At 72.9% G+C, this 12068-nt stretch carries 10 protein-coding genes; 5 read left to right on the top strand and 5 right to left on the bottom strand.

Annotated elements, in window-relative coordinates:
• Nucleotides 1-5 precede the first annotated feature (5 nt).
• Together AB0O15_RS22265 and AB0O15_RS22260 are read right to left on the bottom strand one after the other, a co-directional pair.
• A complete protein-coding gene (locus tag AB0O15_RS22265; protein WP_364321505.1) occupies nt 6-950 on the bottom strand; it encodes an aminoglycoside phosphotransferase family protein in 945 nt (314 codons plus the stop codon).
• Nucleotides 947-1786 (bottom strand): hypothetical protein, encoded by an 840-nt coding sequence (locus AB0O15_RS22260; protein WP_364321502.1) that lies wholly within the window; start codon nt 1784-1786, stop codon nt 947-949. The genes AB0O15_RS22265 and AB0O15_RS22260 overlap by 4 nt, the downstream gene beginning before the upstream one ends.
• Before the next feature lie 50 nt (nt 1787-1836).
• Between AB0O15_RS22260 and AB0O15_RS22255 the strand changes: the two genes are divergently transcribed.
• Nucleotides 1837-2868 carry an aminoglycoside phosphotransferase gene (locus tag AB0O15_RS22255; protein ID WP_364321499.1) on the top strand — a complete coding sequence of 344 codons (1032 nt, stop codon included), beginning with the start codon at nt 1837-1839 and terminating at the stop codon, nt 2866-2868.
• A 45-nt stretch (nt 2869-2913) separates the two neighbouring features.
• Here the strand turns inward: AB0O15_RS22255 and AB0O15_RS22250 are convergent, their stop codons facing one another.
• Nucleotides 2914-4737, bottom strand: coding sequence for a prenyltransferase/squalene oxidase repeat-containing protein (locus AB0O15_RS22250; protein ID WP_364321496.1), 1824 nt, complete (start codon nt 4735-4737; stop codon nt 2914-2916).
• A 145-nt stretch (nt 4738-4882) separates the two neighbouring features.
• On the opposite strand from AB0O15_RS22250, the gene AB0O15_RS22245 reads away from it, so the two are divergent.
• Both AB0O15_RS22245 and AB0O15_RS22240 read left to right on the top strand, forming a co-directional pair.
• Nucleotides 4883-5668 (top strand): GNAT family N-acetyltransferase, encoded by a 786-nt coding sequence (locus AB0O15_RS22245; RefSeq protein ID WP_364321493.1) that lies wholly within the window; start codon nt 4883-4885, stop codon nt 5666-5668.
• Complete coding sequence (locus AB0O15_RS22240; RefSeq protein WP_364321490.1) at nt 5668-6438, top strand: GNAT family N-acetyltransferase; 771 nt, start codon at nt 5668-5670, stop codon at nt 6436-6438. Before AB0O15_RS22245 ends, AB0O15_RS22240 begins: the two co-directional genes overlap by 1 nt.
• A gap of 11 nt (nt 6439-6449) precedes the next feature.
• Here the strand turns inward: AB0O15_RS22240 and AB0O15_RS22235 are convergent, their stop codons facing one another.
• Nucleotides 6450-7160, bottom strand: a complete 711-nt coding sequence (locus AB0O15_RS22235) for a copper homeostasis protein CutC (protein WP_364322112.1) — start codon at nt 7158-7160, stop codon at nt 6450-6452.
• A complete protein-coding gene (locus AB0O15_RS22230; protein ID WP_364321487.1) occupies nt 7160-7612 on the bottom strand; it encodes an Lrp/AsnC family transcriptional regulator in 453 nt (150 codons plus the stop codon). The genes AB0O15_RS22235 and AB0O15_RS22230 overlap by 1 nt, the downstream gene beginning before the upstream one ends.
• A 77-nt stretch (nt 7613-7689) precedes the next feature.
• Between AB0O15_RS22230 and AB0O15_RS22225 the strand changes: the two genes are divergently transcribed.
• Together AB0O15_RS22225 and AB0O15_RS22220 are read left to right on the top strand one after the other, a co-directional pair.
• Nucleotides 7690-8625, top strand: a complete 936-nt coding sequence (locus AB0O15_RS22225) for a Glu/Leu/Phe/Val dehydrogenase dimerization domain-containing protein (RefSeq protein WP_364321484.1) — start codon at nt 7690-7692, stop codon at nt 8623-8625.
• Between the two features lie 184 nt (nt 8626-8809).
• Nucleotides 8810-12046 carry a S8 family peptidase gene (locus tag AB0O15_RS22220; RefSeq protein ID WP_364321481.1) on the top strand — a complete coding sequence of 1079 codons (3237 nt, stop codon included), beginning with the start codon at nt 8810-8812 and terminating at the stop codon, nt 12044-12046.
• The last annotated feature ends 22 nt before the right edge of the window (nt 12047-12068 follow it).

Raw genomic sequence — 12068 nt, 5'->3', positions numbered from 1 at the left:
CGACCTTATCCGAGGCGCCGTAGCGCTGTCTCGACAGCGGCCTCGACCCGGGCGGTCATGCCGGGCACATCGACGGGACGGCGCCCCGCGACCTGGCCGCTGATCCACTTCGGCCCGCTGTCGTCGTAGTGCAGCAGGGCGTACAGGTCCCACCACGGATCGAGAGTCACCCCGGCGATCGACTCGTACAGCGACCGGAGCTGCTCCGACCAGTCGGGCGAGTAGAGCGCCGCCAGGTATCGCCGGCAGTGCCCGACGTCAAGCGCGCGCGGCCCCCGATGGATGGAGTTCCAGTCGGTCAGTCCGGTGATCTTCCCGCGTGACCACAGCAGGTTGACGGGCAGAAGATCGCAGTGCAGAAAGACGGCGGTGTCCTTCGGTGGCGGCGCCGCCATGACACCGAACGCCGCCTTCCACACAGCCGGCTTCGACGCGTCGACCGGCACCTGGAACCCGTCTCGAGGAGCGATCCAGGAGTCCGTCCACGGTCTGAAGGTCTTCGCGGGGAGATCGAGGGAATGCAGCAGTACAGCAAGCTCCGCGATCTTCGTCAGCCACGACCGCGGGTCGGCCGGGCTGAGCTGAACATGCCCCGGCAACCGTGTCATCAGCAACGATGGCGCGCCACCGGTCGAAGCACCAGCGACATCAGCAGCCAGGACGTTCGGGACCGGGAGCCCGCTTCCCGCCACCACACCAAGGTTGGCGATCTCCTTCGCCAGGCTCCCTCGCAGGTCAAGCCCGCCCGGGTACTGCCGCAGGACGACGAACGTCCGCACTCCGCGTCGCTCGACCGTCAGCCGATGCACGGCGGAGCAGACGCCACCGGTCAGTCGGCGATGGCCGACGACGCGACTGCCCCGGCCCATCGACGCCGCAACCCAGGCGAGGGTCTCCGCGGAGGGCCGGCGCTGTCGGAATTCGCCGTCCCGCCAGTCGCTGTCGGTCATGAGCGCGAGCCTAATTCGTCCGGGCCTGCGGCGTGGGACGGCCGCCGCGCCACGTGCCCGGCCCAAGCCTCCATGACGGCGGCCCCCGGCGGGTAGTCGGCCAACGCAGGTCCCATCCCCGGCAACTCGGTCATGGCCCTCAGCAGCCGTCCCGTGTGATCGACCAGCGCGTCGTCCGCGTCGTCCCGGGTGATCGCCTCGTGCAGATGCGCCGCGGTCGCGACCCGGTAGGCGTAGTGGCCCGCGAGGTAGTCGCCCTTCTGGCAGGCGTGGCGCAGCAGCCAGTCGCGCGACTCGCCGACGCCGAGGCGGCAGATCGCGTCGATCACGTGCACCCGGCCCCACCCGGCGGACCGTTGCGCCAGCCAGAGCAGCGATCGCTCGGCGCCGGGCCGGCGGCTCAGCGCCTCGGCGGCCAGCCCGCCGAAGTGATCCGACAGCAGCCCGATGGTCTGGATCAGCGGAACGTCCTCCGCCGCGTCGTCCGCCGCGAGCAGCGCCAGCCCGACCGTGACGTCACACCGGTCGGTCCCGTGCCGCACCAGCCGTCGCCCGGCCGACCGCACCAGCTCCCGGTCACCCCGCAGCGCCGCGGCCGCGATGTGGTCGTTGCGATAACGCGGGACGTTGAGCCCGTGGAACGACTTCTCGGCGAGGTGCCGGTCCAGGGCCGCCGCGACGTCCACGCCTTCGAGCCGGGGATCCGCCGGCCGGGGCGTCACCCACAGCCGGGGATGCGCGTCCTGATCAGGGAACGGATAGCCGTCACGAGGCAGCGGGGCGTCGGCGTCGAGCCGGTGCGACCGGAGCGCATGTGCGTACAAAGATCTGTCCATCGGGCCCACTCAACTACGTCCGGGCCCCGAGCGCGGCTAGATTTCCCGGCATGAAGGTTCCGGACGATCTGGTTCGCGACGGCTGGGCCGCGGAGGAGCTGGAGCACGGCTCGGCCAACGAGACCACCGGCGGGGTCTGGCGGGTGGTGCGTGACGACGGGCCGGCCATCCTCAAGGTGGCGACGCCGAGGCGGGACGGCGCGGCCGCGCACATGGCGGCCAGTGCCGACCCGGGGCACTTCAACTACTGGCGGCGGGAGCCGTGCGCGTACGAGGCGGGCGTGCCGGGAACGTTGTTCGCCGAGGGCGGGCTGTCCGCGCCGGAGTGCCTCGCGGTGCGGGACCGGGCGGACGGTTCGGTCGCGATGTGGCTGGAGGACGTGGCCGGCGAGACCGGCCTGAAGTGGGGCGCCGCCGAGCTGGGCGACATCGCGTACCGGCTGGGGGTGGCCCAGGCGCGCTGGACCGGGATCCCGCCGTTCGACGCGGCGTGGATGCCCCGGAACTTCCTGACCGACGGCACCCTGGCCCAGCCGGTCCCGGACACCCTGGACTGGGATCATCCGCTGGTCACGTCGGCCTGGCCGCCGGCCTTGCGCGCGGGGCTGCGGCGCTTGTGGGAGCGGCGGCACGACGTGCTGGCGGCGTCGCGGGCGCTGCCGCAGACGATGTGTCACCACGATGTGTGGTCGCTGAACCTGATCGGCGCGCCACGCGGGCCGGTCCTGCTGGACTGGACGTTCGTCGGCCCGGGGGCGATCGGCGAGGACGCGGCCAACCTCGCCCTGGACGCGTTCTTCGACGGGCTGATCGACGTGGCCCGGCTGGACGAGGTTCTGGCGACGGTGACCGACGCGTACGTGCGCGGCATGCGCGGCACGGTGGCCCCCGACGTGGTGCGCCGGGCGATCCGGGTGACGGGCGCGGCCAAGTTCTTCTGGCTCGCGCCGCGCATGGTGGCCGCGGCGGGCGAGACGGCCACCAGCAACGGCTACAGCTACGACCCCCGCGACATGGCCGGCCGGTTCACCGGCCGGGCCCCGGTGCTGAGCGTCCTCGCCGACTGGGCCGACGGGATCTGAGAAGGCCGGCCGGGCCGCCGGGATCTGATCTTCGGGACGAGAAGATCAGTCGCCGGGACCAAGGCTCGCGTAGCGGCCGAGCGCGCTGATCGGGAAGACCACGCGGTGCAGGTGGTGGCTGACGTAGAGGTCGCCGGGGACGGCGGTGCCGGTGTGCTGCGGCTCGTCCCAGCCACCGTCGGCCCGCTGGTGCTCGGCCAGCCAGCCGGCGGCCCGGGCCATCGCCTCGGGGCTCGCGCGACCGGCCAGCAGGCCCAGCAGGCCCCACGCGGTCTGCGACGGGGTGGCCGGGCCACGCCCGATCCAGGAGCGGTCGCGGTAGGAGCGCGGGTCCTCGCCCCAGCCGCCGTCCGGCTGCTGGCAGGCGGTCAGCCAGGCAACGCCCCGGGCGACGGCCTCGTCGATGCGGTCGCCGCGGTCGCCGCCGGCGGCCGTGCGGGCGGCGGCCAGGGCGGGCAGGGCGGCGCCCGTACCGTACACATGGTTGACGCCCCACCGGCCGAACCAGGAACCGTCCGCCTCCTGCTCGCGCAGCAGCCAGTCGACGCCGCGCCGGAGCGCCGTGGTGCCGCCCGCGCCGCCGTGGCAGAGCGCCTCGACCACGTGCGCGGTGACGTCGGCCGAGGGCGGGTCGATCACCGCGCCGACGTCGGCGAACGGCAGCGCGCCCGGCAACCGGCTGGTGTTGTCGGCGTCGAACGCGCCCCAGCCGCCGTCGGCCGACTGCATCGCGATCAGCCAGTCGCAGCCGCGCCGGACCGCGGCGTCCACCCGGCGGGCGTTGCGGACGGTCCGCGCCCGCAGCAGCGCCAGCACGGCCGCGGCGGTGTCGTCGGTGTCCGGATAGACGTCGTTCTCGAACTCGAACGACCAGCCCCCGGCGCGGGCGTACGGCCGGCGCACGGCCCAGTCCCCGGTGCGCCGGACCTCCTCGGCCAGGATCCAGTCGGCGGCCGTGGCGAGCGCCGGATGGTCGCCCGGCACCCGGGCGTCGGTGAGCGCGACGACCGCGAGCACGGTGTCCCGCACCGGCGACTGGCACGCCTCCACCCAGCGGCCGGCCGCGCCGCGTACGGTGAACCGGTCGAGGTTGGCGATGGCCCGCTCCCGCGCGGGATGGCCGGCCGGCAGGGCGAGGATCGAGTACGCCCACGGCGGCCGGCTGCCACCCCATGAACCGTCCGCCTCCTGCCGGTCCAGGATCCAGTCCCAGCAGCGGCGCAGAGCCACCCGGCGCAGCGGTCCCAGCACCCGCCGGGACGCCTTCGGGACCCGGCCGCCGAGCTCGGCCAGGTCGACGGGCAGCCGGTGCACCGGGCGGTAGGCCCGGATCACCGACAGCGGCACGATCGTCTGCCGCGCCCACGACGCCCAGTCGTAGACGTTGAGCGGCGCCCATCGCGGCAGCAGGATCAGCTCGGGTGGCAGCGCCGGCAGCGCGTCCCAGCTCCACAGGCCGACCATGGCCAGCCAGAAGCGGGTGATCACGCGGGTGCCGCCGAGGCCGCCGTTGGCGCGGATCCAGGTGGCGGCGCGGGTCAGGTGCGGCGCCTCCGGCGGGTCGCCGGCCAGGCGCAGGGCCAGGTACGCCTCGACGCTGGTGGACAGGTCCGGTGGCCCGCCGGGGAAGGTCGCCCAGGTGCCGTCCGGGCGCTGGCGGGACCGGATCCAGGCGGCGGTGGCGGCGGTGTCGTCCGGCCGCCGGAGGCCGATGATCTCGCGCAGCAGCAGGTCTTCGGCGTCGGTCGTCACGTTGGTCTCGAGCAGGCCGCGCCACCAGCCGGCCCGGTCCTGCCGCGCGAGGAGGTGGTCTCGCGCCCGGCCCAGCACAGCGGGCACGGCCACCCTGGTGGAGACCAGCTCGGTCATGATCACAAGCTAGTCCAATGCGGACAAATAGCCCCGCTACCCGGTCATTCGGCGTGGCGCGCGTCAGCTTCTCCCGGGCACGCCCGTTCACCGTCTGTGTCGGTGATCACGTGAACGTGGCCGCCTCCGTCGCGTCTCTTGAGGTGTGTTCGAACAATCCGAGGCCCACGCCTTCCTCGACCTGGTGAACGCCTCATCACCGGAACAGCGCCACCGGTACGGCCTCGAGGGGATCACCATCGGCGGGGTGGCGGTGCTCAGCCGGCCCGGCCCCGACATGTCGTTCTGGTGCCAGGCGGTCGGCTTCGAGACGCCGCCCACGGCCGACCTGATCGGCGAGATCATCGAGCACTACCGCGCCCGCGGCGTCGCCCAGGCCCGGCTGATCATCCCGCCGCAGGCCCGGACCGACGAGTGGGCGCCGATCGCCGACAAGTACGGCCTGACCGAGGGCGGCGGAAGCCTCAAGCTGGCCGTACACGCGCCGTTCGAGGTTCCCGCCGACCCGCCCGGCCTGCGCACGGCGCTGGTGACGCCGGCCGAGGCCGAGCAGTGGTCGGCGGTGATGTGGGGCGTGTTCGGCATGAGCACCCCGGCCAACATCGACCTGACCGTGGCCGCCCTGTCGCAACCGCACTTCCGCGCGTACGCCTGCTGGGATCGCGACGAGATCGTGGCCACCGGCCTGGTGCGGCTGCATCCCGAGGCCGCCCATCTGTTCTCGGGCGCCACCGTCCCGGCCCACCGCGGACGAGGCGCGCAGGCGGCGATCATCGCGGCCCGGATGGCCGCCGCCCAGGAGGCCGGCTGCCCCGTGATCGTCGTGGAGACGGGCACGGCGCCGGACGGCTACAACGTCTCGGCCCGCAACCTGATACGGGCCGGCTTCGTCCCGCAGTACGAACGCCAGACCTGGCTGTGGACCGCCTGATGCTGGAGCAGTCGCTGGCCAAGGTCGCCACCGTGTCGATGCTCGCCACGCCGTCGTCGCTGCGCCGCCGCTACGACATCGAGGTCACCACCATCGGCGGGATCACCGTGATCAGCACACCGGTCACGGCGGCCGGCTTCTGGTGCCGGGCGGTCGGCTTCGAGACGCCGCCCACGGCCGACCTGATCGAGGAGATCGTCGCCCACTTCCGGGACCGCGGGGTACGCCGGGCCGAGTTCGTCATGCCGCGGTTCGAGAACGGGGATGTCGAGCCGATCGTCGCCAAGCACGGGATGACCCTCGGGTCCCGGGTGATCGCCTACTCCGGACGGCCGCCGCTCTCGCCGTCGGACGCCGGCGCCGCGCTGCGTACCGGCCTGGTCGATCCTCCGTCGTTCGAACGCTGCGCCACGCTGACGTGGGAGGCCTTCGGGCTGGCCACCGAGCCGCACATCGCCCTGTCCACGGCGGCGCTGGCCGACCCGCGCTTCCAGGCGTGGGCCTGCTGGGACGGGACCGAGATGGTGGCCGCGGCGCTCGCCTACCGCGACGCCGAGGAGACCCACCTGGTCTCCGGCGCCGTCCGCCCCGGCTACCGCGGCCGTGGCCTGCAGTCGGCGCTCATCGCGGCCCGGGTCCGGGACGCCCAGGCGGCGGGAAGCCGGCTGCTGATCACCGAGGCGTACGCCGACGGTTCGTCGGCCCGCAACGTCGTCCGGGCCGGCTTCACGCCCCGGTACGAGCGCCTGACCTGGGTCTGGACTGCCTGACTCCGAGCGCGTCAGGCGGTCAGCGCGGCCAGCAGGCGGGCAACCTCGTCCTCGTCGGTGGTCTCTCGGGTGGCCACACCGGACGCCGCGCTGCCCAGCGACAGGCCGGTGGCGTCGGCGACCGCGCGCTTGGCCGAGGCGTGGATGGCGTCGACGCCGGTGGCCACGAGCGCCTCGACAAGGGCCGGCCGCACCCCGCCGCCGGCCATGATCTCGATGCGGCCGGCCGCCGCCTCGACCAGCTTGGCCAGGCCGGGTAGCCCGTCGGCCGCGGCACCCGGCCCGCCCGAGGTCAGGATCCGCGCGACGCCCAGCGCGGCCAGCGTGTCGAGGGCCGTCAGCGGGTCGGCCAGCGCGTCGAACGCCCGGTGGAAGGTCACCGCCGCCCCGCCGGCCGCGTCCACCACCCGCGCCACGAGGTCGCGGTCGACGACCCCCGAGCGCAGGCCGCCGACCACGACCCCGGCCGCGCCGGCGGCGACCGCGTGGCGCACGTCCGAGACCGTCAGCGCGACCTCGTCGGGGGAGTAGGTGAAACCGCCGGCCCGGGGCCGGACCAGCACGTGCGCCGGTGGGCCGGGCGCGGCCGCCTCGATCAGCGCGAGGGACGGCGTGACGCCGCCGAGGGGGAGTGCCGAGCACAGCTCGACCCGGTCGACGCCGAGGCGCGCGGCCACCGCCAGCCCGTGCGCGTCCTGCACGGCCAGCTCGAAGGCGACCATCACAATGCCGCGATCACGTGGTTGCGGGCGTGCTGGTAGATCACCGAGCTGCGGAAGCTGACGATCTCGCGGCGCTTGCTGAACTTGTCCATCAGGAACCCGTGCAGGGCGTCGACGCTGGGCACGGCCACGTGGACGAGGAAGTCGTCGCCGCCGGCCACCACGAAGACCTCGAGGACCTCGGGCAGGGCGGTCGCGTACGCCTTGAAGCCCTCGATCACGTCCCGGCTCAGCGGCCTGATCTGCACGTTCAGCAGCGCCTGGACATGCCGGTTGAGGGCGGCCAGGTCGATGTCGGCGTGGAAGCCGCCGATCACGCCGTGCTGGCGGAGCAGGCGTACCCGCTCGAGGCAGGTCGACGGCGCGAGGCCGACCCGGCCGGCCAGTTCGCGGTTGGTCAACCGTGCATCCGACTGCAACTCGCGCACGATCGCCGCATCAAGTTCGTCCACGGCCAAGATCATGCCACGAAAACCGAATTTCGTTCGGTACGGCCGCCGAGAAGGTGAACGGACGCTGGACTGAGGGCATGAATCACGAACGCATCGTCATCGAACGCGGCCGGCGCACCGGCCTGACCATCATCGTCGCCGTGCACTCGACCGAACGGGGCCAGGCCATCGGCGGCTGCCGCCTCAAGCACTACCCGGACTGGCGGGACGGGCTGACCGACGCGCTGCGGCTGTCCGAGGCCATGACCACCAAGGCCGCCACGGCCGGCCTCCGCAACGGCGGCGGGAAGACCGTGATCGTCGCACCGGACGGGCCGTTCGACCGGGACGACGCGCTGAGGGACGCCGGCGACGTCATCGCGAGCCTGAACGGCGCCTACGCCACCGGCCCGGACGTCGGCACCGGCCCGGCCGACATGGACGTGATCGCCGAGCGCACCGAGCACGTCTTCTGCCGGCCGTCGAGGTCGGGCGACCCGTCGGAGGGCACCGCGGCCGGCACCGTCGCCGCCCTGCGCGCGGTCTGCGCCCACCTCTTCGGGTCGCCGGAGCTGGCCGGCCGTAGCTTCGCCGTGCTCGGCCTCGGCCACGTCGGCAGCCATCTCGTCCGGATGCTGGCCGAACGCCACGCCAAGCTGATCGTCAGCGACATCGACCCGGCCCGCCGCGCGGTCGCCGAGGAGTACGGCGCCACCTGGACGACGCCGGCCGAGTGCTTCGCGGCCGAGGTCGACGTGCTCGTGCCGGCCGCGCTCGGCGGCCTGCTCACCCCGGCGACCGTGCCCGTCCTGCGCTGCGCGGCGGTCGCCGGCCCGGCCAACAACCAGCTCGACGCCCCGGGCACCGCCGACCTGCTGCGTGAGCGGGGCATCCTCTTCGCGCCGGACCCGATCGTCAGCGCCGGCGGCATCATCCACGCCGTCGAGATCGAGCTGCACGGCGCCACCGCGGCCGAGGCGGCCGAACGCGTCGACCAGGTGGAACGCACCCTGGCCAACGCGTTGCAGGGGTGACCCGGGTTTCCGGGTATGTGCACGAACTCCCAGCCGTGATCGTCAACGCCGTGTCAACAAAGCGGACATGACCAGCAGGGACGGGATGTGATCCGGTCTACAGGGGATGGTTGCGCTGTTGTGGGAGAGTTACCGGCATCGATGCGCCGGGCAAAAGGGGGCTCGGCCGACGGGGAGGCTGGGTATGCGCCTGAGAAGACTTTCCGCCGCTCTGGTAGCCGTGGGGACGGCCGCCGCGCTCAGCGCGGTCGCCCCGGCGGCCGCACAGGCGGCGCCGGCACCGAAGCACGCCACCGACGACAAGACCACCAGCGTCACGCTCATCACCGGCGACCGGGTCACGTTCACCGACAAGGGCGTCAGCGTGCGGCGCGGGCCCGGCCGGGACAAGATCCGGTTCCTGGGCCGGAACACCGACGGTCACCGGTACGTGATCCCGACCGACGCCCTGCCCCTGATCCGGGCCGGGAAGGTCGACCAGCGGCTGTTCGACCTGACCGCGCTCAAGGACTTCGGCTACACCGGCAACGCCGCGCTCCCGGTGCTGCTCGCGTACCCGAAGAACAGCAAGAGCAGGCCGGCGACCGCGACCGCCCGCGTCACCCGCGATCTGACCGGGGTCGGCGTGCTGGCCGTGGATGTCCCGCAGGCCGACCGCGGCGACTCGTGGGTCTCGATGCGCAAGGACAAGAACGTCGAGCGGATCTACCTGGACGGTAAGCGCAAGGTCAACCTCGACGTCAGCGTGCCGCAGATCGGCGCGCCGACCGCGTGGGCCGAGGGCCTGGACGGCGCCGGCGTGACGGTGGCGGTCCTGGACACCGGCATCGACGCCACCCACCCCGACTTCGCCGGCAAGATCGTGGCGACGGAGAACTTCACCAACCTGCCGACCGCGGACGACAACGTCGGCCACGGCACCCACGTCGCCTCGATCATCGCGGGCAGCGGGGCCAAGTCCGGCGGCAAGTACAAGGGCGTGGCGCCCGGCGCCAAGCTGGCCATCGGCAAGGTGTGCGAGCAGGACTGGTGTGAGGAGTCGGCGATCCTGGCCGGCATGCAGTGGGGCGCCCAGGTGGCGCCGGTGGTCAACCTGAGCCTCGGCGGCGGCGACGCCCCGAGCATCGACCCGATGGAGCAGGCGGTCGAAGACCTGACCGCGGCGCACGGCGCGCTGTTCGTGATCGCGGCCGGCAACTCGGGCTTCTTCGGCGACCACACGGTCGGCTCGCCCGGCAGCGCCGACTCGGCCCTGACCGTCGGCGCGGTCGACGACCAGGACCAGATCGCCGACTTCTCCAGCCGCGGCCCGCGGGTCGGCGACGACGCCATCAAGCCGGACATCACCGCGCCCGGCGTGGACATCGTCGCGGCCGGCGCGGCCAACGGCGTGATCGGCGAGCCGGCCGGCGACGGGTACGTCAGCCTCTCCGGCACCTCGATGGCCACCCCGCACGTGGCCGGCGCGGCCGCGATCGTGACCCAGCAGCACCCCGGCTGGTCCCCCAAGCAGCGCAAGACGCTGCTGATGGGCGCGGCCAAGCCGACCGCCGGCGCGAGCGTCTTCGAGCAGGGGGCCGGCCGGGTGGACGTGGCCCGGGTCGTGCACCAGGCGGTCTCGGTGGACGAGGGCAGCGTCAGCTTCGGCCGCCAGGAGTGGCCGCACGGCGACGACACCCCGGTCAGCAAGACCATCACGTACCGCAACGGCGGCGCCGCGGCGGTCACGCTGAACCTGGCGCTCGAGTCGGAGTCGGACGCGTTCGCGCTCGGCACGACCACGGTCACCGTGCCGGCCGGCGGCACCGCCCAGGCCACCGTCACCGCGGACACCAGCGGCGACGGCCCGGACGGCTTCCTCACCGGACGTGTGGTCGCCACCGGCGACGGCATCCAGGTGGAGACCCCGGTCGCGGTGAATCGTGAGGTGGAGAGCTACGACGTCACCTTCGAGCACATCGGCCGGGACGGCACGCCCAACGAGGGCTACCTGACCGTGCTGGTCTCGCTGACCGACGGCACCTCGTACGACGTCTTCGGCGAGCCGACCACCACGGCCCGCGTGCCCAAGGGCGAGTACGGCCTGTTCAGCTGGATCAGCCCCGAGGACTTCTCGACGACCACCATGCTGGTCGCCCCGAAGCTCGTGGTGGACGGCCCGGACTCGATCAAGCTGGACGCCCGCCGTGGCAAGCCGGTCGCGATCACCCCGCCCAAGAAGGACGCCGGCCAGGCGCTGGTCGCCCTGAACGCCGACTGGAGCGGGGAGGAGTTCGGCGCCGGCGCGTCGGCCCTGTCGTTCAGCAAGGACGACACGTTCGCCGCGCAGGTCCCGGGGGCCGAGCGGACGGACGCCTTCACCGCCTCGATCAACTCGGCGTTCGCCAAGCTGGACGCCGACGGCAGCGCGCTGGACAGCCCGTACACCTACGAGGCCTCGTACCTGCGCAAGGGTTCGTTCTACAACGGGTTCGTCAAGGAGATCGACCCGGCCACGCTGGCCCAGGTCAAGGCCAACTACAACCTGGAGGCGGCCGGCGAGGGCGTGATCGGCATCAAGATCAACTGGCCGAACCTGGGCGAGATCGGCGGCTGGGCCGCGGGCCTCCCGTTCCACCTGCCGTTCCAGCGCAACGAATACCTGAACACGGACGGCCCGAAGTCCTGGTCGGCCGACTTCGAGCAGGACTACCAGCCCGACCCGAACGAGTTCGCGGACTTCCTCAGCGGTTCGTCGGTCGGCGACACCAGGTATCAGGCCGGCAAGGTCTACAAGCAGGACTGGAACCGGGCGCCGTTCGCCCCGTTCACCGGCGGCGACATCACCGTCGCCGAACGGTTCGGCGACGAGATCTACGCCGGCGTGCCGCTGTTCTCCGAGGCCGACGGCAAGCTCGGCTGGTCGGTGGTGGACAAGGCGCGGACCGCGCTCTACTCCGGCAACGAGTTGATCGGCGAGAGCGACACCGACTACGGGATCTTCGAGGTTCCGGCCGAGGCGAAGCCGTACCGCCTGGAGATGTCGGCTTCGCGCGGCGCTCCGCACCGCCTGACCACCTCGGTCAGCGGGTCGTGGACGTTCACCTCGGGCACCGGCGAATACCGGCTCCCGCTGTCCACGGCACGGTTCAGCCCGAAGCTGGACCAGACCAACGCGGCCCCGGCCGGCGCGTTCAACGTGCCGGTGACGGTGGAGCGGCCCAAGGGTTCGGCGGCCAAGCCGAACCGGCAGTTCACGGCCGAGTTCTCCACCGACGACGGGAACAGCTGGCAGCCCGCCCGGGTCACCGGCGACGGTGACAGCCGGATCATCAAGGTCACCAACCCGGGTTCGGGCGCGGTCTCGCTGCGCGTCCACCTGATCGACGGCGCCGGCAACACCGCGGCGATCACGGTCATCCGGGCGTACGCGATCGGCTAGGCCAGATCGGATAGGACAGGTC

It is taken from the genome of Actinoplanes sp. NPDC089786, from assembly GCF_040684855.1.
Classification (GTDB): domain Bacteria; phylum Actinomycetota; class Actinomycetes; order Mycobacteriales; family Micromonosporaceae; genus Actinoplanes.
The sequence above is the reverse complement of the archived record's forward strand: the minus strand, read 5'-3'. Positions and strand labels throughout refer to the sequence as shown.

Excerpts from the sequence above, each read along its gene's own strand:
- AB0O15_RS22265 (WP_364321505.1), bottom strand. The coding sequence starts at position 950 with ATGACCGACAGCGACTGGCGGGACGGCGAATTCCGACAGCGCCGGCCC.
- AB0O15_RS22260 (WP_364321502.1), bottom strand. The coding sequence starts at position 1,786 with ATGGACAGATCTTTGTACGCACATGCGCTCCGGTCGCACCGGCTCGAC.
- AB0O15_RS22255 (WP_364321499.1), top strand. The coding sequence starts at position 1,837 with ATGAAGGTTCCGGACGATCTGGTTCGCGACGGCTGGGCCGCGGAGGAG.
- AB0O15_RS22250 (WP_364321496.1), bottom strand. The coding sequence starts at position 4,737 with ATGACCGAGCTGGTCTCCACCAGGGTGGCCGTGCCCGCTGTGCTGGGC.
- AB0O15_RS22240 (WP_364321490.1), top strand. The coding sequence starts at position 5,668 with ATGCTGGAGCAGTCGCTGGCCAAGGTCGCCACCGTGTCGATGCTCGCC.
- AB0O15_RS22235 (WP_364322112.1), bottom strand. The coding sequence starts at position 7,160 with ATGGTCGCCTTCGAGCTGGCCGTGCAGGACGCGCACGGGCTGGCGGTG.
- AB0O15_RS22225 (WP_364321484.1), top strand. The coding sequence starts at position 7,690 with ATGAATCACGAACGCATCGTCATCGAACGCGGCCGGCGCACCGGCCTG.
- AB0O15_RS22220 (WP_364321481.1), top strand. The coding sequence starts at position 8,810 with ATGCGCCTGAGAAGACTTTCCGCCGCTCTGGTAGCCGTGGGGACGGCC.